17 protein-coding genes are annotated in these 21,275 nt (G+C 67.9%); 11 read left to right on the top strand and 6 right to left on the bottom strand.

The annotated features are described in order from the left end of the window. The first annotated feature begins 689 nt into the window (after positions 1-689). Positions 690-2,042: an oxalate/formate MFS antiporter gene (gene oxlT, locus DM194_RS07450; protein WP_111066637.1), complete on the top strand. Its 1,353-nt coding sequence runs from the start codon at positions 690-692 to the stop codon at positions 2,040-2,042. Positions 2,043-2,149: 107 nt separating this feature from the next. Here the strand turns inward: oxlT and DM194_RS07445 are convergent, their stop codons facing one another. Continuing rightward, positions 2,150-2,371, bottom strand: coding sequence for a hypothetical protein (locus DM194_RS07445; RefSeq protein WP_111066636.1), 222 nt, complete (start codon positions 2,369-2,371; stop codon positions 2,150-2,152). Between the two features lie 339 nt (positions 2,372-2,710). Here DM194_RS07445 and DM194_RS07440 point away from each other — a divergent pair, with 339 nt between their 5' ends. Then, positions 2,711-4,390, top strand: a complete 1,680-nt coding sequence (locus DM194_RS07440) for an alpha-amylase family protein (protein WP_111066635.1) — start codon at positions 2,711-2,713, stop codon at positions 4,388-4,390. Positions 4,391-4,489: 99 nt separating this feature from the next. On the opposite strand, the gene mutL is transcribed toward DM194_RS07440, so the two are convergent. The 3 genes from mutL to DM194_RS07425 all read right to left on the bottom strand — a co-directional run bounded on the left by mutL (position 4,490) and on the right by DM194_RS07425 (position 7,497). Next, complete coding sequence (gene mutL, locus DM194_RS07435) at positions 4,490-6,415, bottom strand: DNA mismatch repair endonuclease MutL (protein ID WP_111067822.1); 1,926 nt, start codon at positions 6,413-6,415, stop codon at positions 4,490-4,492. A 60-nt stretch (positions 6,416-6,475) separates the two neighbouring features. Continuing rightward, positions 6,476-6,841, bottom strand: a complete 366-nt coding sequence (locus DM194_RS07430; protein WP_111066634.1) for a hypothetical protein — start codon at positions 6,839-6,841, stop codon at positions 6,476-6,478. A gap of 215 nt (positions 6,842-7,056) precedes the next feature. Then, on the bottom strand, positions 7,057-7,497 hold the full coding sequence (locus DM194_RS07425) for a YccF domain-containing protein (protein WP_111066633.1): 441 nt from the start codon (positions 7,495-7,497) through the stop codon (positions 7,057-7,059). Between the two features lie 270 nt (positions 7,498-7,767). On the opposite strand from DM194_RS07425, the gene DM194_RS07420 reads away from it, so the two are divergent. After that, complete coding sequence (locus DM194_RS07420; protein ID WP_111066632.1) at positions 7,768-8,316, top strand: hypothetical protein; 549 nt, start codon at positions 7,768-7,770, stop codon at positions 8,314-8,316. Between the two features lie 247 nt (positions 8,317-8,563). Continuing rightward, the gene (locus DM194_RS07415) at positions 8,564-9,277 is read left to right on the top strand and encodes an alpha/beta fold hydrolase (protein WP_111066631.1); all 714 of its coding nucleotides are present in this window, start codon (positions 8,564-8,566) and stop codon (positions 9,275-9,277) included. 105 nt (positions 9,278-9,382) lie between these two features. Here the strand turns inward: DM194_RS07415 and DM194_RS07410 are convergent, their stop codons facing one another. Beyond that, complete coding sequence (locus DM194_RS07410; RefSeq protein ID WP_111066630.1) at positions 9,383-10,060, bottom strand: LuxR C-terminal-related transcriptional regulator; 678 nt, start codon at positions 10,058-10,060, stop codon at positions 9,383-9,385. Between the two features lie 343 nt (positions 10,061-10,403). After that, positions 10,404-11,087: a LuxR C-terminal-related transcriptional regulator gene (locus tag DM194_RS07405; RefSeq protein ID WP_111066629.1), complete on the bottom strand. Its 684-nt coding sequence runs from the start codon at positions 11,085-11,087 to the stop codon at positions 10,404-10,406. Positions 11,088-11,670: 583 nt separating this feature from the next. Here DM194_RS07405 and DM194_RS07400 point away from each other — a divergent pair. From DM194_RS07400 to DM194_RS07370, 7 genes are all read left to right on the top strand, one after another. Continuing rightward, positions 11,671-14,019: an ATP-dependent helicase gene (locus DM194_RS07400; RefSeq protein WP_111066628.1), complete on the top strand. Its 2,349-nt coding sequence runs from the start codon at positions 11,671-11,673 to the stop codon at positions 14,017-14,019. A 90-nt stretch (positions 14,020-14,109) separates the two neighbouring features. Continuing rightward, on the top strand, positions 14,110-15,306 hold the full coding sequence (locus DM194_RS07395; RefSeq protein WP_111066627.1) for a hypothetical protein: 1,197 nt from the start codon (positions 14,110-14,112) through the stop codon (positions 15,304-15,306). A 103-nt stretch (positions 15,307-15,409) separates the two neighbouring features. Beyond that, complete coding sequence (locus DM194_RS07390; RefSeq protein ID WP_111066626.1) at positions 15,410-16,300, top strand: 50S ribosomal protein L11 methyltransferase; 891 nt, start codon at positions 15,410-15,412, stop codon at positions 16,298-16,300. 79 nt (positions 16,301-16,379) lie between these two features. Continuing rightward, positions 16,380-16,880 carry a tellurite resistance TerB family protein gene (locus DM194_RS07385; protein WP_111066625.1) on the top strand — a complete coding sequence of 167 codons (501 nt, stop codon included), beginning with the start codon at positions 16,380-16,382 and terminating at the stop codon, positions 16,878-16,880. A gap of 81 nt (positions 16,881-16,961) precedes the next feature. Beyond that, a complete protein-coding gene (locus DM194_RS07380) occupies positions 16,962-19,040 on the top strand; it encodes a M24 family metallopeptidase (protein ID WP_111066624.1) in 2,079 nt (692 codons plus the stop codon). 285 nt (positions 19,041-19,325) lie between these two features. Further along, the gene (locus DM194_RS07375; protein ID WP_109108063.1) at positions 19,326-19,691 is read left to right on the top strand and encodes a chemotaxis response regulator CheY; all 366 of its coding nucleotides are present in this window, start codon (positions 19,326-19,328) and stop codon (positions 19,689-19,691) included. 131 nt (positions 19,692-19,822) lie between these two features. Beyond that, positions 19,823-20,980 carry a protein phosphatase CheZ gene (locus DM194_RS07370; protein ID WP_111066623.1) on the top strand — a complete coding sequence of 386 codons (1,158 nt, stop codon included), beginning with the start codon at positions 19,823-19,825 and terminating at the stop codon, positions 20,978-20,980. Positions 20,981-21,275 lie beyond the last annotated feature (295 nt).

Raw genomic sequence — 21,275 nt, 5'->3', positions numbered from 1 at the left:
GTTCGCCCCGAAACGGAGGGCGCGGCGGTCCCGCCGCTTGCCTGCGCCGGCACGGGCCTTACCGCCGGGCGTCAGTCAGACCCTATGCCCGGCGGCATGAGTTTCATTTTTCGCAGCCGCGGCCGATGGCCGGGCTGGCTGCTGGCCGTGAATTCCAAGGCGTTTCCCGGCGTTTTTCCATCATACGGAAAGCCGAAATGGACTGTTGAGTTCCAAAACAATCCGAGTAAAAGATTATGTGTCGCCGATGCGGTTCCTCTAAGGAAACGGCGGCATCTATCTATCTCCTAAGACTGCACACCCTCGTCTGGGGGGGCCGTGCAGGTACCGGCACGGCTTCTTTTTACCGGATGTGCGTCGCAAAGAGTGATCGGACACAAAAAGGGGTGTGGACCGAGCAGTCTGAGCGGCGGAGAGAGTAAGTTTTACTTTGTGAGTATGTGTGCATACGGCGTCGGACCGTCCGTCCGGGTCTTTTTGTCCCCGGTTTTGGTATACCAGATTATATATCTGGCATTCCTAAATCGGGACAATCGAACTCCGAGCGATTGTCGGCATCCGCGCCGAGTTCCGGAAAGGAACCGTCAGCAAGAGCGGTCCGTCCGGGTCATTCCGCAATCGTGATTGGCGTGCCGGTCCCCGGGAGAGGGACCGCGTCGCCGGCTCAGGCAAGTTTTTTGGGAGGCACGATGGCTCATACGAATTCACAACCGGGCGCGGCTCAGGCGCCGGTTTCAGACGCGGTCCGCTGGACGCAGATCGTCGTCGGCATCGTCTGCATGGTGGCTGCGGCCAACATCCAGTACGCCTGGACACTGTTCGTCCCGGAAATCCAGGCAACCCACGGCTGGACGCGCGCTTCGATCCAGACCGCCTTCACCATCTTCGTCGTCGTGCAAACCTGGTTGACGCCGATCGAGGGTTATTTCATCGACAAGTACGGCCCCCGTGTGATCGTCGCCGCCGGCGGCTTCTTCACCGGTCTGTCCTGGATCATCGACAGCTATGCGGGCTCGCTCGGCATGCTGTATGTCGGCTCGGCCATCGGCGGTATCGGCGTCGGCTGCGTGTATGCCACCTGCGTCAACAACGCGCTGAAGTGGTTCCCCGAGAAGCGCGGTCTGGCGGTCGGCCTGACGGCGGGCGGCTACGGCGCCGGCTCTGCCCTCACCATCCTGCCGATCTCCGCGATGATCGCCAGCAGCGGCTATCAGGCGACCTTCTTCTGGTTCGGCCTGCTGCAGGGCGCCATGATCATCGCCGCCTCGCTGTTCCTGCGCATGCCGCAGAAGGAGCAGGTCAAGCACTCCACCAAGGTCGCCCAGAGCCGCCGCGACTACACGCTGGGCGAAGCCCTCCGCACCCCGGTGTTCTGGGTCATGTGGGCGATGTTCATCGGCACCGTCACCGGCGGCCTGATGGCTGTGGCCCAGCTGGGCGTCATCGCCCACGATCTGGGTGTGAAGGAGACACCGGTCAGCATCCTCGGCATCACGATGGCGGCTCTGCCCTTCGCCCTGATGCTCGACCGCGTGATGAACGGTATCTCCCGTCCGCTGTTCGGCTTCATCTCCGACCACATCGGCCGTGAAGCGACCATGTTCGTCGCCTTCACCCTGGAAGGCCTGGGCATCATCATGTTGGGCAAGTTCGGCCACGACCCGATGATGTTCCTGATCCTCAGCGGCATGGTCTTCCTGGCCTGGGGTGAAGTGTACAGCCTCTTCAGCGCCACCTCGGCCGACACCTTCGGCACCAAGCATGCCGGCAAGATCTACGGCGTCCTCTACTGCGCCAAGGGTGTCGCCGCCCTGCTGGTCCCGCTGGGCAACCTGCTGATGGAAGCCACCGGCACCTGGACCACCGTGCTGTACGTCACGGCCACCATGGACCTCACCGCCGCGGCCTGTGCGCTGCTGGTTCTCAAGCCGATGTTGGCCCGCCACCATGCCCGTAACGAAGAACTGGCACGCCGTGAGGAGCAGGATGCTGCCGCCCGTGCGGTTCCGGTCGGGGCAGCAGCGGGTACCGCCAACGGCTGATGGGCCGATGGTCGAAAGCACAAACGTAAAGGATCGGTCTGAAAGATCGGCCTAGCGGAAAAGACAGACGACGGGCCGGGGACGCGAAAGCGGTCCCGGTCCGTCCGTCATTCAAGCCAGAAGGGACGATCCTCGCCCTTTTCGGTCCCCGGCTTCTTCTGGGGCGTCTGCTGGAAGCGGTCGGAGGTGAACAGGATGGTTTCCTCCTCCGTCTCTTCCTTCTCCGGCTCGATCACGGTGAAACCGCCCCGGCCGCTGGCGGCCATGTAGACGGCGTGGCCGATCATGCCGGTCAACGCGAGGAACAGAAGGGCCTGGGTCTCGATCATGGCGGGATATCCTTATCGTGGAGGGGGCAAGGGACGGGTACCGACTAGGGACAACAGAGCATGACGCCAAAAGGCATCCGCCGCGGACGGTGCGGTCCGACAGTCAAGCCAAGGTCATGCTGTGCTGCAACATAAGCAAACTGGCATACCTTAGCAAAAAGTTTTGCATGCCAGATACCGTGTGGCAGACCTGCAACTTTGCCGCAGTGCTACTGCTCCGAATGGTCAGCCCATTCAGCAAGATTGTCCGTAACCAAAGTGGCGTTGCCGCTGTTGCCCGCCTGTCGATCCCGCATTCGGACGGCGATCGCCATCGGCACCACGCGGGATGGAACGGCCATGATCGGGGACCTCTGGTACAAGAATGCGGTGATCTACAATCTGTCGCTGGCCACCTTCATGGACGCCAACGGCGACGGCATCGGCGATTTCCAGGGGCTGCTGCGCCGGCTGGACTATCTGCACGGGCTGGGGGTGACCTGCCTGTGGCTGGGACCGTTCCAGACCTCGCCGATGAAGGACGACGGCTATGACGTCGCCGACTATTACACGGTCGATCCGCGCTACGGCACGCTGGGCGACTTCGTGGAGTTCACCCATGCCTGCGAACAGCGCGGCATCCGGGTGATCATCGATCTGGTGATCAACCACACCTCCGACCAGCATCCCTGGTTCAAGTCGGCGCGCAGCGATCCTAACAGCAAGTATCGCGACTGGTATGTCTGGTCGGACAGGAAGCCGGACAATGCCGACACCGGCATGGTCTTTCCCGGCGTGCAGAAATCCACCTGGACCTATGACCGCGAGGCGAAGGCCTGGTACTTCCACCGCTTCTACAAGTTCCAGCCCGACCTGAACACCGCCCACCCGGAGGTCCATGCCGAACTGCTGAAGATCATGGGCTTTTGGATCCAGCTGGGCGTCGCCGGGTTCCGCATGGACGCCGTTCCCTTCGTCATCGCGGAGAAGGGGGCGGAGGTGACCAAGCCGCGGGAGCAGTTCGGCATGCTGCGCAGCTTCCGCGAATACGTGCAGTGGCGCCGCGGCGACGCCGTGTTGCTGGCGGAGGCCAACATCCTGCCGGAGGACGACCTGCACTATTTCGGGTCCGACGGCGACCGCTGCCACATGATGTTCAATTTCCAGGTCAACCAGAACCTGTTCTATGCGCTGGCCACCGCCGACACCGGGCCGCTGGCGAAGGCGCTGAAGGTGACGAAGCCGCGCCCGGCCACCGCCCAATGGGGCTGTTTCCTGCGCAACCACGACGAGCTGGATCTCGGCCGCCTGAGCGAGGAGCAGCGTCAGGCCGTCTTCGCCGCCTTCGGCCCGGACAAGAACATGCAGCTCTACGAGCGAGGCATCCGGCGGCGGCTGGCGCCGATGCTGCACGACGACCGGCGGTGGATCGAGCTGGCCTACAGCCTGATGTTCACCCTGCCGGGGACGCCGGTCATCCGCTATGGCGACGAGATCGGCATGGGCGACGACCTGTCGCTGCCGGAGCGCAACTGCGCCCGCACGCCGATGCAATGGTCGGACGAACCGCATGGCGGCTTCACCAAGTCGGACAAGCCGGAAATCCCGGTGATCAGCGGCGGCGTCTTCGGATATGAGCGGGTGAATGCCGCGGTGCAGCGCCGCGACCCCGAATCGATGCTGAACTGGACCGAACGCATCATCCGCATGCGCAAGGAATGCCCCGAGATCGGATGGGGCGACTTCCGGATCCTGACGACCGGCCGGCCGGAGGTTCTGGCGCTGCGCTATGACTGGCGCAACAACGGGCTGGTCGTCCTGCACAACCTGTCGGACAAGCCCTGCGAGATCGTGCTGGACGTGGAGGGCCACGGCGAGACCTGCCGTCTGGTCAACCTGCTGTCGGACGACCACAGCGAGCCCGACGACGAGGGCCGCCACCATCTGGTGATGGAGGCCTACGGCTATCGCTGGTTCCGGGTCGGCGGGCTGGATTACCTGCTGCGCCGGACGGAGGCGGAGGAGAAGCCCAAAAAGTGACGGGAGCCGGGTGACAGGATTTCAGGCGACCGGGGTTCAGGCGACATCAAGTTGGGCCGGGGCGGCGCTCTCGTCCCGGTCAGAGGCGGAGCGACAAACCTACCGCCGCCCGAACAGCCTCTCGATATCCGCCAGCTTCAACTCCACATAGGTCGGCCGCCCGTGGTTGCATTGGCCGCTGTGCGGGGTCGCCTCCATCTGCCGCAGCAGGGCGTTCATCTCGTCGACGCTCAGCGCGCGGCCGGCGCGGACGCTGCCGTGGCAGGCCATGGTCGCACAGACCTCTTCCAGGCGCTCCTTCAGGGAGAGCGCGTCGCCCAGTTCGGACAGTTCCTCGGCAAGGTCGCGGATCAGGTTCTTCACGTCGGACTGGCCGAGCAGGGCCGGAACCTCGCGCACCATGACGCAGCCGTGGCCGAAGCCCTCGATCACCAGGCCAAGCTCGGCCAGTTCGGCGCTGCGGGCCAGCAGGCGGTTGGCGGAGGGCTCGTCCAGTTCGATCAGTTCGGGGATTAGAAGGGCCTGGCGCTTCACGCCGCCTTCCAGCAGGGCGGCCTTCATCCGTTCATAGACCAGCCGTTCATGGGCGGCGTGCTGGTCGACGATGACGATGCCCTCGCGGGTCTGGGCCACGATGTAGGTGGTGTGGACCTGCGCCCGCGCCGCGCCCAGCGGGTGGCTGTCGGGCGGCGGCTCGGGCTTCTGCGCGGACGGGTCGGGGGTGCGGTATTCCGGCGGCCGGGCCGAGGGGGCGAAACCGTTGCCGAAACCGCTGAGGCGGCCCTGCAGCGGCGGCAACCCCGTCTGGGCCGGCGCCTGGAAGGCGGCGGAGCGCTCCGCCAGCCCGCGCGGCACGGCGGCCGGCGTGTAGGAACCGCCCCAACCGCTCCCCGGGCTGCTCCCCGATCCGCCGCCGGAGCGGCCGTAGGGGAGGGGGGAGGGGGTGAAGCCGCCATCGGCCTCTCCCGTCGATTCCGGCCGCAGGGCGCCCAGCGTGGCGAGGCCGACGGTGGTGGAGGCGCGGTGGCCGGCCTCGGCCAGCGCGTGCTTCAGCGACCCGACGATCAGGCCGCGCACCAAACCCTGGTCGCGGAAACGCACCTCGGCCTTGGCCGGATGGACGTTCACGTCGACCTCCTGCGGGTCGATGTCGAGGAACAGGGCCAGCATCGGGTGTCGGTCGCGCGGCAGGAAATCGGCATAGGCGGCGCGCACGGCGCCGACCATCAGCTTGTCGCGCACCGGACGGCCGTTGACGAACAGGTGCTGGTGCTTGGCGGTCGGGCGGTGCAGGGTGGGCAGGCCGATCCAGCCGGCCAGCGTCACGCCTTCGCGCTCCGCCGTCACCGGCACGGCGTTCTCCTGGAAATCGCGGCCCATCAGCGCGCCCAGCCGGGTCAGCCGGGCATCCAGCAACTCGCCCTGCGCCGCGCTCAGCCGCAGGCCGCCGCGCCCGCCGTCGCTGAGCGTGAAGGCCACTCCGGGATGGGCCATCGCCAGACGTTCCAGGCAATCGGCGATGTGGTCGTATTCGGTGCGCGAGGCCTTGAGGAACTTCAGCCGGGCCGGCACGGCGGCGAACAGGTCGCGCACCTCGATCCGCGTGCCCTGGGCGAGCGCCGCCGGCTGCGGCTGGCCCTTGGCGCCGGCATCCACCGTCAGGCTCCAGGCACTGTCGGCGCCGCGGGCGCGGCTGGTGATGGTCAGGCAACTGACGGCGCCGATGGACGGCAGCGCCTCTCCCCGGAAGCCGAGGGAGCGGATGTCGAGCAGGTCGTCGCCCGGCAGCTTGGAGGTGGCGTGGCGTTCGACCGCCAGGACCAGCTCGTCCGCGGTCATGCCGCAGCCGTCGTCGGTGACGGCGATCAGCGATTTGCCGCCGTCGCGCGCAACCACGTCGATGCGGGTGGCGCCGGCATCGATGGCGTTCTCCACCAACTCCTTGACGGCGGCGGCGGGACGTTCGACCACCTCGCCGGCGGCGATGCGGTTGACCAGTGTTTCGGGGAGCAGACGGATCGGCATGCCCATAGATATAGTGGCGGCCGGCGTCCGTCACCACCAACTTCGGGCGGGATCGGGCGCTTACAGGCCCTTCAGCGCCTTCATGTACTCGATCAGCTTGCGTTCGTAGAAGGGCTGGGGCGACTGGTAGCGGGCGACGAGGCCGGCCTCCTCGGTCAGCTTCACCACCATGCCGATGCAGGAGACGTCGACGGGGTCGCCGCCAAGGTCGAACTGCAGGCGGAAATCGAACTTCTGCTTGGCGATCAGGTCGCCGTCATAGGGGCGGATGCGGAAGGAGCCGAGGACGAATTCCTCCGGCACATACTCGTGGTGGTCGATGACGATGGTCGGCGGAGCGGATGGGCGCTCCCGCTGCGGCCCGGCGCTGGGTTTCGCGTCGCCGGACCCCTTGTTGCCCCCGGAAAAGATAGACAGCCAAGACATGAGACGCGACGTCCTCTCGTTCCGAAAAGCTGAAACCACACCGATATATGCCGACAGTTTCGGGCGAATATCCTTTAGTAACGGTTAATGGGCTGGGCATCTGTTACGGCGCCGTAACTTTCGCGCCTGCGACGATGTTCGCGCGGAACCGACGCGCGGTGACGGTCCGGGGGGCAGCCCCGCCGCGACGGCTGCCCCGACCCTTCGGCGAAGCGTCAGATCCGGCCCGGCATGCGGCGGCGGTCGGCGTGGTCGGCCGGCACGATTTCGGTGCCGACGGGCCAGAGCGCCAGCAGGGCCAGCTTCAGATGCGCCCAGGCGAAGGGCAGGCCGATGATGGTGATGGCGAGGCCGACCGCGGTGATCAGATGGCCGATGGCCAGCCACCAGCCGGCCAGCACGAACCACACCACGTTGCCGATGAAGCCCAGGGCGCCGGTACCCAAGTCCTCGCGCCCGCGGAACTCATCCCGGCGTACGGCGGTTTGTCCAAAGGGAAGCAAGGTGTAATGGGCGATCGTCAGGGCGGACCGGGCCCAGGGCAGGCCGATGATGGACAGAGCCATCAGGACCGCGGCCAGGAGCCAGCCGAGCGCCATCCAGATACCGCCCGTGAGCAACCACAGCACGTTGAGGAGAAAACTAAGCAGAGGCATGACTCGAACCCTCCCTTTCGCCGCAGATGTGGGGATGGCCCAACCCGCGGACCAGAGGGCCGGCATCCGATTGCGGGAATGGCTGCAATGAAGGGGCACCCCGTCCGGCGGCGCGAAAGAGGGGGAGGTTCATGCCATCCATGCCTTGAACCGGATCCGCAGGGTCCACAGATCCGGTAGAGGCATCATGACGACGCGTCCGGACGGGTCTACCGGCGGCAGCACCGCCGGCGGGCCGCTCATTTCCGGACCATACGGATCGGAGGCCGCATGAACGAGGCTTTGAACACCGATGCCGGCGCCGATGCGCCGAACATGCCGCACGAAGGCGAATCGCTGTCGCCGGTGGTCGCCGCCATCCTCGGCACCGCCGTCGCGGCCGCAGCCAAGCGCGGCAGCGGCGACGACGTCGCCCGCGGGCTGATCGCCGGCCTGCGCGTTCTGCGCGCCACCGTCGAGGAAGAGGCCGGCTACACCATGGCCGCCGCGGTCGACAACGCCATCCGCACCCGCCTGCTGGCCGACAACCTGTCGCGCCTGCGCGTGAGCGGGGAAAAGCCGAAGGCGATCCCGCTGCCCGATCCCGGGCCGGGCGCCAGCGCCGCCGCCGCCATCTTCGAGAGCGCTGCCGAATCCTGCCTGACCGTCAATGCCCATGCCGAGGACAACGGGCCTCTGGAGCATGCGGTCTTCGCCTTCACCGCGCAGTTGCTGCAACAGCTGGGCGGGGCACCGGAATGGCGAAGCCTGGCGGGGGAACTGCGCCGCCCGATGGCGGTGGCGCCGGACGGTGAGGAGATCGAGGTGACGCTGCATTGAACGACGCTCGACCGTAGCGGCCACAAGACGGCGCCGGTAAGTATTGGACCCGCAAGTATTGGAATTTGGTTTGCTTTTGAGCCGTTTCGGCGGCGGCTGAAACCTTTTGCGGACAGAACGGCTTTCGGGCCGTGTTAAGGGTTTTGCCCGATTTATCGTACGGGACGACTTGCGTTCGGCTTCGTTAGGTTTGGCGTCGGCGGTGGGAACGTCCCATCGCGGAATGCCAGCACCGGGGAACCCGATCGTGTTCTTTCACACCCAGCCCTCCACCGTCCGCGCCGGGCGGGCAGAGTCCATCCGTTTCGTGGTGAACGGCACGGCGTCGGACCGGATGGATGCCGGCATCGGTGTAGGCGCAACCGGCGAACGCACGGCCGACCGGGCGGGCGACCCGTCGGGCCGGCGGGTGATCTTCCTCCATCCCGGCAAGGGCGCCTGGTGGCGCCTGCTCGACCATGTCCCGTCGGGCCAGGAATGGCTGACCTTGCCCGCCTCCGGCGCGGCGCGGCTGTCGTCGATGCTGGTGGAGCGGGGAGGGCGGCGGCCGGTGCTGGTGGCGAGCGCGATGACGGCGCCGCTCGCCATCGTCGCGGCGCTGGATTTTCCGGATCAGGTCGGCGGCGTGATGATCGTCGACGATGTCGGGGCCGAATCGCCGCTGCGGCGGCGCTGGAACGCGCTGTCCGCGCATTTCGGCCGGCCGCGGCCCGTGGACCTGACCAGCCGCATCAGCGAGCTGGAGGCGGAACTGCCGGCGGTGCGGCTGCCGGTGACCCTGATGCAGGGAAGCGAACCGGCGGAGCTGTTCTCCCGGCTGGAGAGCCGGCTGACCGGCTGCCGGACGCTGACCGTCGTCGCGGTGCCCGATGCCGCCGCCGTCCGCCCGCGCACCCATGCCGCCGAATTGCGTGGCGCTTTGCTGGCCCTGGTTTCCGCGGTGGAGCGGGCGCAGCTTTAGGCGCCGCCGGTATCGCGAAGCTTGCTGGATCCCCGCTTTCGCGGGGATGGCGCAGCGTTCTTTCGATTCCAGGGATTTACCGTGGGGGAAGTGCCGCTTCGCGGCTCACAGGCTCTGCGCCGTCAGCGCGGCCTGGGTGCGGTTGCGCACGCCCAGATGCCGCAGGATGGCGGTGACATGGACCTTCACCGTGCCCTCCGTCAGCCCCAGTTCATGGGCGATCTGCTTGTTGGACTTGCCGTCGCGCAGACGGGCCAGAACGTCGCGCTGGCGCGGTGTCAGCTGGTCACCGCCGCCGCTGCCGTTGCCGATCGCAGCGGTGTCGTCCATCTGGTCGCCCGCAGCGCCGCCGCCATAGCCGCCCTGCATCTGGTCGACGCGGTCGCCGCCGCGGATCGCCTGTTCGGGAAGATAGATGCCGCCGGCGAGCACCAGTTGCAGCGCGCCCAGCAGCACCTTGGCGCTGGAGGATTTCGGGATGTAACCGGCGGCGCCGTTCTCCAGCGCGGCCAGAAGGTCGGAACGCTTCTCCGATCCCGACACCACCACCAGCAGCGCCTTGGGCAGGTTGACATGGATGTCGCCCAGCGCCGAGAAGCCGTTCCAGCCCGGCATCCCGAGATCGAGCAGGATCAGGTCGAAGGGTCTCGTCCCGTCGCAGAGGGACCGCACCTCGTCATAGGTGCTTGCCTCGAAAAAGGTCATGTCGGCGTCGAATTGCGCCAGCAGGCGGCGCAGACCGTCTCGGAACAGCAGGTGATCGTCGGCGATCAGCACGTTCATCGCGGGCATTTCCAGGAAGGTTGCGGCGATGGGTCACCGGGATGGCGTCATCGGCCCGGGGGTTCACATAGGCACGGCCACCCTGACGCTGTAGTTCGCTTTTGGTCTTAGACCGCTTCCTCTATGCCCGCGCCCATAAGCGTCCGAAACGGGGGCATCCGAAACGGAACGTCAATCGCCTTGACGCCGGAATCGGGAACGGCGCCGCGCCGCCCCGCCGGCCGTCCGCCCCGGATGGAAGGGGCGGGCGGCCGGAACGGATGGCGGGCGAGACCTTTGGCGAAACGCTGTCGGATGAGGATCGGACGGCTGTCGTCGGATTGCGTCTGTCAGATGGTGGCTGTCAGACCGTGGCGGCGGCGACGCCCGCCTCGGCGCCCTGGTCGCCGATGCCGTTGTTCAGCGCCCAGATGGCGGCCTGGGTGCGGTTGGACGCGTTGATCTTGCGCAGCAGGCTCTTCAGGTGAACCTTCACGGTGGCTTCCGTGATGTTCAGGTGGTTGGCGATCATCTTGTTGCTGTTGCCGTTCAGCAGGCAGCGCAGGATCTGCACCTCGCGCTGCGACAGGCCCTTGCGGCGGGTCGGCAGTTCGGCGCCCATGTCCTCGGTGCGGCCGCTGACCAGCAGTTCGGCCAGATGGGTCGGGAACACCTTCTCGCCCATCATCACCAGCTTCAGCGACTGCATCAGCGCCTCGCAGGCGATGTCCTTCAGCAGGTAGCCGCCGGCGCCGGCGCCCAGCGCGGCCGACAGGCGGCGGGTTTCGAGATCGTTGGTCAGAATGACGATCCGGATCGACGGATGGCCTTCGCGCAGCGTGCGCATCGCTTCGACTTCCTCGTCGGCGCCGCTCGGCAGATCGATCAGGATCAGGTCGGGGGTGCTGCCGGTGCCGAGCGCCGTCAGGCCTTCGCGCAGGCTGCCGGCCTCGCCGACCACGTTGAAGGACGTACCCTCGAACAGGCGCTTCATGCCTTCACGGAAAAGCTTGTTGGCATCGATGAGGAAAACGTTGATGGCATCCATGGTCTCAGCCCGCCTTTTGTTCCGTTCCGATCAAAGTGGCGCCGAATGGCGCTTCCGGGGCATCCCCGACCGTCCGCTCCCGCTTCCGGCCCGCTCCCCCCTCAGGGTTCGGGGGTGCCTCGTTGTGATCCATAGATACCCCCGATTTGCGCGGCGCAAAATTTCGCTTAGGTAAATTTCGCGTCGAGCAATGGGCATATGCCGTAAGCCCGGATAAGACAAGATGCGGACATAAATCGAACTTTGATGGGTGGGTGGAATAATGGACTGTGACAGAAAAGGGGAAATCGTTAACCACTGGTCTCTGACTTGGTCATGTTTCTCGCCTGCAATATGGCGGGACTTTCATGCCCGCTGGCATAGACCGCGCGAGCATTGTGCCCCGCCCGAAGGTTGGGGTGGTATGTCCTGAGCGTCCGCCCTTCGGCCTAGGTTCGGATGCGCGAACGCGCAATTCCGAATGGGGGGCGCGGTCCGTCGCGGGGTTCGTGCCCGGACGCGCCGTGCTATATACGTTCCAACCGCAAGACAGCATTCCCATGCTTGAGCCGATTTTTCATCTTTCCCCCAAGCCGGGCCACCCATGTCAGACGCGTACGACGACGATCCGTTGAGCCATGCCGCTCCCCCCGCCGCCGCTTCGGCCACGGGCATTCCAAGCGCGGCGCAGCGCTTCGCCTATCTGGACGGGCTGAACCCGACCCAGCGGGCGGCGGTGGAGGCGCTGGACGGGCCGGTTCTGGTCCTGGCGGGCGCCGGCACCGGCAAGACGCGGGTGCTGACCACCCGGCTGGCTCATCTGCTGATGACGCGCCGCGCCGCCGCCTTCCAGATCCTGGCGGTGACCTTCACCAACAAGGCCGCCCGCGAAATGCGCGAGCGTGTCGCCCATCTGGTGGGGATCGAGCCGGAGGGCTGGTGGCTCGGCACCTTCCACGCGCTGGCCGCCCGCATCCTGCGCCGCCATGCCGAACTGGTCGGGCTGAAGTCGAACTTCACCATCCTCGACACCGACGATCAGGTGCGGCTGATCAAGCAGCTTCTGGCAGCGGAGAACATCGATTCCAAGAAATGGCCGCCCAGGCAGGTGCTGGGCGCCATCGAACGGTGGAAGGACCGCGGCCTGCCCCCCGACCGTCTCGGCGACGCCGACGGCGGCGATGTGGCCGGCGGCCGCGTGGTGGCGATCTACCGCGCCTATCAGGAGCGGCTGCGCACCCTGAACGCCTGCGATTTCGGCGACCTGCTGCTGCACAACCTCGCCATCTTCCAGAACCATCCGGACGTGCTGGCGGAGTATCACCGCAAGTTCAAGTATCTGCTGGTCGACGAGTATCAGGACACCAACGTCGCGCAGTATCTGTGGCTCAGGATACTGTCCCAGGCCCACAAGAATATCTGCTGCGTCGGTGACGAGGATCAGTCGATCTACGCCTGGCGTGGCGCCGAGATCGGCAACATCCTGCGCTTCGAGACCGACTTCCCCGGCGCCACCATCATCAAGCTGGAGCAGAACTACCGCTCCACCGGCCATATCCTGGCGGCGGCATCGGGCCTGATCGCCAACAACCAGGGGCGTCTCGGCAAGACGCTGTGGACCGAGGCCGACGGCGGCGAGCCGGTCAAGGTCAAGGCGGTGTGGGACGGCGAGGAGGAGGCGCGCTGGGTCGGCGAGGAGATCGAGGCGCTGCAGCGCAAGGGCACGTCGCTGGCGCAGATCGCGGTGCTGGTCCGCGCCGGCTTCCAGACCCGCGAGTTCGAAGAACGCTTCATCACGCTCGGCCTGCCTTACAAGGTGCTGGGCGGTCCGCGCTTCTACGAGCGGCAGGAAATCCGCGACGCTCTGGCCTATTTCCGCGTCGTCAATTCCGGCGACGACGACCTCGCCTTCGAACGCATCGTCAATCTGCCCAAGCGCGGCGTCGGCCCGGCCGCCATGCAGACCCTCTACACCGCGGCGCGGGCGCAGGGGCTGTCGCTGACCGAGGCCGGCTGGGCGCTGACCGAGACGGACGAGCTGAAGCCGAAGCTGCGCGCCACCCTGCGCGGGCTTCTGCAGGACTTCTTCCGCTGGCGGACCCTGATGGCGACGGTGCCGCACACCGAGCTTGCCCGCACCATCCTCGACGAGTCCGGCTACACCCGCATGTGGCAGGAGGACAAGACGCCCGAGGCTCCCGGCCGGCTGGAGAACCTGAAGGAACTCATCACCGCCATGGCGGAGTTCGAGAACCTGCCGGGCTTCCTGGAGCATGTCGCGCTGGTGATGGAGAATGCCGAGGCCGCCGGGATCGAGCAGGTCACGGTGATGACCCTGCACGGCGCCAAGGGGCTGGAGTTCGACCATGTCTTCCTGCCGGGCTGGGAGGAGGGTGTGTTCCCCAACCAGCGCGCGCTGGACGAGACCGGAATCGCCGGGCTGGAGGAGGAGCGGCGGCTGGCCTATGTCGGCCTGACCCGCGCGCGCCGCCGCGCCTATGTCAGCCATGCCGCCAACCGCCGGCTCTACGGCAACTGGGTCAGCGCCGTGCCGTCCCGCTTCGTCGAGGAAATCCCCCAGGACAATGTGGAGGCCGAGGCCGCCAACGGCCTGTTCGCCGGCAGCGGCGGGCGCGGCAGCTTTGGCGGAGGTTTCGGCAGCTATGGAGGGGGCGGAGGCGGCTCGGGCGGCTCGGGCGGTTTCCAGTTCCGCGGCTCCACCCGGCAGGCGCCGGCGCCCAAGACGATCACGCTGGACCAGGGCGCCTATGCCGTGGCGCCGCGGGCGCGGCCCGATGCTCCCTTCGCCAAGGGGGCGCGCGTGTTCCACCAGAAATTCGGTTACGGCACGGTCACCGCGGTGGCGGAGGACAAGCTGGAGATCGAATTCGACCATTCCGGCAGCAAGAAGGTGATGGACAGCTTCGTCGTGCCCGCCGAAAAGGCCGGCTGACGGTTTGCCGCGCTGTGACGGCCGTCACAGCCGCGCCCCCCGCCGCCGGTCAATATTGCAGCATTGCAATGGAGCCGGAGATCGTCCGCCGTGTTCGGAACGGGCAGCGTCAGTTACGAGGTGCAGAGCCGCCGTGAAGGGCGCTGGCTCATCGAGGGCGCCTACACGGACCAGGAGGCGGCCCTGTCGGCCGCCCGCTCCCAGCTGGCAGCGTCCGGGGTGGAGGAGGCGAAGGTGGTGAAGTTCCGCACCATCGCCGGCCTGTCGCTGGAAACGGTGATCCTGCACAAGACCGTTCCCCAGACCGCGCGCAAGGGCCTGACCCTGGGCGGCACGGCGGAGGGGGCGCCGGTCTGCCGCAAGCCGGACGACCTGCGCGGGTTCGAAAGCCGGGTCGTCATCGGCCGGCTTCTGCGCCCCTATCTGGACGCGCAGCGCATCACGCCGACCGAACTGCTGCATTCCTGGCCGCTGTTCCGCCGTCTGGACGAACAGGGCGGGCTGCTGGGGGCCGCCATCCATGCGGTGGCCCGCCACCATGCCGAACTTCACGGCATGCCGCACGCCGCCCGCGCCCGCGAATTGCGGCAGCTCGTGGAGGCGGTCGCCGGGACCGCCCGCGACACCCTGGCCGAACGGCGCCGGCTGCCGCGCTTCGACGCCGCCGACCTGCCGGGCACCAGCAACAGGATCGAGGAGGCGGTGGGGGAGGCGGGCCATGACGCGCTGTTCCTGATCCTGCTGTGCCGGCATCTGGAAGGCGGCGGGACGCTGGCCGGCAAGCTGGACCTGCTGCTGGCGATGATCGACGAGGAAGTGTGGCCGAGGCATATGGCCCTGCTGGACGGGGTGGTCGCCGACGTCATGGGCTCCGCCGACACGATGAAGGAACTGCTGGGCGCGCAGCCCAGCCTGCATGCCGGGCTCTGCGCGCTGGCCGACGCGCTGTTCGATCGCGATCCCGACCCGGCGCTGGCGCCGATGGCCGGGTCGCTGCGCCGGGTCTGCCGCCTCGCCCTGCAGGGCCGCGCGCCGCAAAGCCGGGACGTCCTGCTGGAACGGCTGCGCCGGAGCGTCGCCGGCGACCAGCCGCTCGACCGCCGCGACGCGAAGGCGGAAGGCGTGCTCACCCGCGATCTCGCCGAGCGGCTGAAGGGGGCGGACGGCGCGCCGTTGGGCGGGGCGGCGATGGAGAAGGCGCTGGAGCGGCGTCTGCTGCGCCATCGCCAGTCGGTCCTGCGCGCCCAGGGCATGCACGACATCGCCGACCGGCTGTCGGGACGGTAGGGGTTTCCATCGAAGCCGGGAGGCATCCGGAATCCTTGGTGTCTTTCCGGCTTGATGCTAAAAACGCCGCTTCTCATCGCGTCGTCGTCGGAAAGTCCCTGTCATGTCGCAAACCCCGCTCTGGCGCATCGCGCTGGTCGTTCCCGAAGCCCATGCGCCCGCCTTCGCCGAGGCGGTGGGGGACCATGCCGATGCGGTGTCGACCTTCGAACTGGAGGAGGGCGGCGAATGGCTGGTCGAGGCGACGCTGTACGGCGCCCCGGACGAGGCGCGTCTGCAGTCGCGCGTCGCCGTGCTGGCCAAGGCGCTGGGGATCGAGGAGCCGCGGCTGGCGGTCGAGAACCTGCCGCCCATCGACTGGGTGTCGCACAGCTACCAGGGATTCCCGCCGATTCGCGCCGGCCGTTTCTTCGTCCACGGCTCCCACCATGAGGGCGTCGTGCCGGCCGGCAGCATCCCGCTGCTGGTGGATGCCGCCACCGCCTTCGGCACGGGCGAGCATGGGTCGACCAACGGCTGCCTGCAGGCGCTCGACCGGCTGTCGCGCCATCTGAAGCTGCCGCGCGGCGGCCGGCGCGGCGCGCTCGACATGGGCTGCGGCTCCGGCATCCTGGCGCTGGCGGTTGCCAAGCGCTGGCGCGTGCCGGTGACCGCCGTCGACATCGACCCGGAGGCCGTGCGCGTCACCCGCATCAACGCGGCGCTGAACGGGCAGAAGGGCATGATCCGCGCCCAGGGCGGCGACGGCTACCACACCCGCATCGTGTCGCGGCACAAGCCCTACACGCTGATCACCGCCAACATCCTGGCCCGCCCGCTGTCGCGCATGGCGCCGCAGCTGCGCCGCCACCTGAAGAAGGGCGGCTATGCCGTGCTGGCCGGCCTGCTGAACCGGCAGGAACGCCACGTCATCCAGGCCCACCGCAACCAGGGCCTTCGACTCGTCGCGCGCATCCCGGTCGGGGAATGGACCACTCTTGTGGTCAAGCGCTAAGCCAGGGGCTGTTGAAACCGGAGGGCCGGGTCGCGACTTCCCTAGGGACGATGTCCCGACATTCACCTGGGGAACCACCATGCTGAACCGCATCCGGTCCTTGTTCGCAGGCGGCGACGGCGGCGCCGAGCCGGGCGAGGACGCCCTGCAGGCCGCCGCCGCCGCCCTGATGGTCGAGGCCGCGCGCTCCGACGACACCATCACCCAGGCGGAGCGCGACCGCATCCTCGCCGTCACGCAGCGCCACTTCCACCTGAACGAGGAGGAGGCGCAGGACCTGCTGTCCGCCGCCGTCTTCGACACCGAGGACGTGTCGCCCTACCACCGCTACGTCAGCATCATCATGGACCGCTGCCCGCCCGACCGGCGCCTGTGGATCATCGAGATGCTGTGGGAGGTCGTTTACGCCGACGGCGAGCTGAACGACCTGGAGGCCAGCCTGCTGCGCCGCATCGGCGGCCTGCTGCACGTGTCCGACATCGAGCGCGGCGAGGCGCGCAAGCGCGTGCTGGAGCGGCTGGGGCTGCCGGACGACGCGGGGCTGCCGGTTCAGGGGAACCCCCCACCTCAACCGGCATAGCCGTCACCCCGCCGCTTGCGCGGGACCGGCCGGGTGCCTAGCCTGGGGTCACAGGCTTCACCCTTCCGAGGAACACGTTCCGTGTCCAGCGCGATTCCCTCCGGCGCTTACCGTGGCGACGACGCCCTTGCGACCCTGTTGACCGAGGCCGGGACCGGCCGCTCCCCCGCGGATGTCCGCGCGCTGCTGGCCGGCGTGCTGGCGGCGCCGGAGGGGGAGGACCCGGCTGCCTGGCTGGTGCTGGTGGGCGACCCCCTGCCGCCGGCATTGGCCGAGCAGCTCCAGGCGCTGAAGGCGGTCCTCGCGGCGGAGGCCCCGGCGGCCCGGCCGGATCCGGCGCAACGGCTGGCCGACCTGCGCGCCGCGCTGAAGCGCCGGGAACTCGACGGCTTCGTTGTTCCGCGCGGCGACGAGCATCAGGGCGAGTATGTGCCGCAGCGCGCCCAGCGGCTGGGCTGGCTGACCGGCTTCACCGGCTCCGCCGGCAACGCGGCGGTGACGTCCGACCGCGCCGCGATCTTCGTCGACGGCCGCTATACCCTGCAGGTCCGCGGCGAGGTGCCGTCCGACCTGTACGAGTACAAGCATCTGGTCGAGGATCCGCTGACCGACTGGATCGTCGCGGCATTGCCGGAAGGCGGGCGCTTCGGCTTCGATCCCTGGCTGCACACCATCGGCTGGGTGGAGAAGACCCGCGCCGCCCTGGAACGCGCCGGCATCCTGCTGATCCCCTGCGAGGACAATCCGCTCGATTCGGTGTGGCAGGGCCAGCTGCCGGCCCCTCTCGCCCCCGTGGTGCCGCAGGACGAGGCCTTCGCCGGCGAAAGCTCCGCCGACAAGCGCGCCCGACTGGCCGAGGAACTGGGACGGTCGGGCATCGCCGCCGCGGTGCTGACCCAGCCGGACAGCATCGCCTGGCTGCTGAACATCCGCGGCGCCGACGTGCCCTGCACGCCGCTGCCGCTGTCCTTCGCCATCCTGTCGGCCGATGCGTCGGTGGAGCTGTTCCTCGACCCGCGCAAGCTGGCGCCGCAGACCCGCGCCCATCTGGGCAACCAGGTGCGGGTGCGGCCGGTGGAGGAGTTCGGGCCGGCGCTGGACGCCGTCGCCCGCGGCTCCGCCCGCGTGCTGGCTGACCCGACCTGCACCTCGGCCTGGATCGTCGACCGGCTGCATCTGGCCGGCGCGAAGGTGGAGCGCGACGGCGATCCCTGCGCCCTGCCCAAGGCCTGCAAGAACGCGGCGGAGCTGGCCGGCACCCGTGCCGCCCACACCCGCGACGGCGCCGCCATCGTCCGTTTCCTGCACTGGTTCTCGGAGGAGGCGCCGCAGGGCGGGCTGACCGAGCTTGCGGTGGTGGAGCGGCTGCTGGCCTTCCGGCGGGAGAACGAGCGGTTCCGCGGCGTCAGCTTCGACACCATCGCCGGAGCGGGGCCGAACGGCGCCATCGTCCATTACCGCGTCACGCCGGAAACCGACCGACGGCTGGAACCGGGCAGCCTGTTCCTGCTGGACAGCGGCGCCCAGTATCTGGACGGCACCACCGACGTCACCCGCACGCTGGCGGTCGGCGTGCCCGATCCGGCAATGGCCGCGGAGATGCGCGACCGCTTCACCCGCGTGCTGAAGGGCCACATCGCGCTGTCCACCGCGCGCTTTCCGCGCGGCACCACCGGTTCGCAGCTGGACGCGCTGGCGCGGATGCCGCTGTGGCAGGCGGGGCTGGACTACGACCATGGCACCGGCCACGGCGTCGGCAGCTTCCTGTCGGTGCATGAGGGGCCGCAGCGCATCTCCAAGGTCGGCAACCCGGTGGCGCTGCAGCCGGGCATGATCCTGTCCAACGAGCCCGGCTATTACAAGACCGGCGCCTACGGCATCCGCATCGAGAACCTGATCGTCGTCCAGCCGGCGGAACCGCAGGGGGCGCTTGCCGGCGCGGAGCGTCCGACATTGGAGTTCGGCGCGGAGCGCCAGATGCTGGAGTTCGAACCGCTGACCCTGGTGCCGATCGACCGCGCGCTGATCGAGCGCGAACTGCTGACCGATGCGGAGGCCGCCTGGGTCGACGCCTATCATGCGCGGGTACGCGAGTCGCTGTCCCCCCTGCTGGACGAGGCGGCCCGCCGCTGGCTCGCCGGGGCGACGGCGCCGCTGTGAGCGGGGGGAGACCGCATCGGATCGGGTGCGGCCGCCCTCTCGGGCGTGTCGCAGAGGTAATCGACCATGAAAGAATTTGGGGACAGCCCTGATTCGGCAAGTTGATGACCCGCGTGGTAACACGTTCTTTACCAGCCTGATGCAGTGTGTCCCGAGGGGATGACTTTTGGCGGCGGTTAGGGCACTACAGTCGGCATCATTTCCCGGATTACGGCGCAGCCCCCGCGCCGGGTGGGCGTAACAGCCGGACAGAAACCGGCAACGGAATATTGCGGAGACGTCTAGATGAAGATCCTCGTCGTCGATGATTACGCCACAATGCGGCGCATCGTGCGGAACCTGTTGACCCAGATCGGCTACACCGACATCGACGAGGCCGGCGACGGTGTGTCGGCGCTGGCGAAGCTGCGTGAGAGCAAGTTCGGCCTCATCATTTCCGACTGGAACATGGAGCCGATGACCGGCCTCCAGCTGCTGAAGGAAATCCGCGCCGACGCGAAGCTGGCGGGGACGCCCTTCATCATGGTCACCGCCGAGAGCAAGACCGAGAACGTGATCGCCGCCAAGCAGGCCGGCGTGAACAACTACATCGTCAAGCCTTTCAACGCCGACACGCTGAAGCAGAAGATCCAGGCCGTCATCGGCGGCTGATCCCGTAGGGGACGATCCCTTATGGGATGATCTGAGCTTAATCGTGACCGGTCCGGGTGGGCGGCGGCACATGCCGCCCGGCGCCCGGTCCTTGGGGCAGCTGGCGAATCCAGTTTAGGGAGTGGACCGGTTTGGAGCAGCTTCCGCAGCTGTCCGATGAGGAGTTCGAGCAGATCGAGGACGCCATCGCCCGATCGGCGAAGGGCAGGGCGTTCCTGCGGCGGCTCCACCGGCGGTCCCTCGGGGCCGCGACGGAGGAAGTGCGCGCCATGCTCCAGGAGTTCCGCGACTCCTGGAACCGCCAGAACGATGCGGTGGAGGCCGGCAAGCATGTCGGCGTCCTGCGCCGCGAGCTGATGGAAATGGCGGCGTCGATCGAGCAGGCGCGGCGGGAGGTTGCGGCACTGCGGCCCCCCGACGGCTCCGGCGACAAGATCCTCTCTGCCACGAACGAACTCGACGCCATCGTCATCTCGACCGAACGCGCGTCCTTCGAAATCCTGAACGCGGCCGAAAGGCTGATGGATCTGGCGGGAAAGCTGCGCGCGAGCGGGGCCGATCCCGCGATGTGCGGCGAGATCGACACGCAGGTGAACGATATCTTCACCGCCTGTTCCTTCCAGGATCTGACCGGCCAGCGCACCAGCAAGGTGGTCAACGCGCTCCGCTATATCGAGCAGCGCGTCATGGCCATGATCAGCATCTGGGGCGAGGATGGGCTGGCCGGCATCATCGTCAAGGAAGAACAGACCGACAGCCGGCCGGACGCGCATCTGCTGAACGGTCCGCAGTTGGACGGCCACGGCGTCAGCCAGGCCGATGTCGACAGCATGTTCGACAGCCCGGTTGCCGCTTCGGCGCCCGCCGCCGCGCCTCCGCCTCCGCCGCCCGCCCCGGCGAAGGCCAGCCAGGCCGACATCGACAGCATGTTCGACGCCCCGGCACCCGCCGCCGCCCCGGCGAAGGCGAGCCAGGCCGACATCGACAGCCTGTTCGACAGCCCGGCGCCCGCCGCGCCGGTGAAGGCCAGTCAGGCCGATATCGACAGCCTGTTCGACGCCCCGGCGCCCGCCGCCGCGCCGGTACAGGCCAGTCAGGCCGATATCGACAGCATGTTCGACAGCCCGGCTCCGGCGCCCGCTCCGGCGAAGAAGCCGGTGCCGAAGCCGCCCGGCGCGACGCCGAAGGCCAAGGCCGCTCCCAAGCCTGCCGCACCGCCCCCGCCGCCCGCGGCGGCGGAGCCGCCGACGCCGCTCGACCAGGCGGCCATCGACGCGCTCTTCGGTTAAAGCGGATTGCCATCCGCTTTGGACCGCGACGGCGACCCCGGCCGCTCATGCGGCCGAGGCCCGACCGGCGAATGAGGTCATAAGAATCCAAAGCGAATGCACATTCGCTTTAGGCGGGGAAGCCGCGCCGGCCCGTCCGTCCGGCCTCTCCCCCTAGGTTTCCCCTGATTGACCCGCCCGGCAGGCCGATGGCCCCATGCGGCGCGGTCGACGGTTTCAGAACGCAGACCCGGTACGCAACCATACATTAAATCACACCCACATATTCACCACCCAGGCCACCGGTGGCCATTTC

This window comes from Azospirillum ramasamyi (genome assembly GCF_003233655.1).
Classification (GTDB): domain Bacteria; phylum Pseudomonadota; class Alphaproteobacteria; order Azospirillales; family Azospirillaceae; genus Azospirillum; species Azospirillum ramasamyi.
This window is presented reverse-complemented; position numbering and strand designations above follow the sequence as displayed.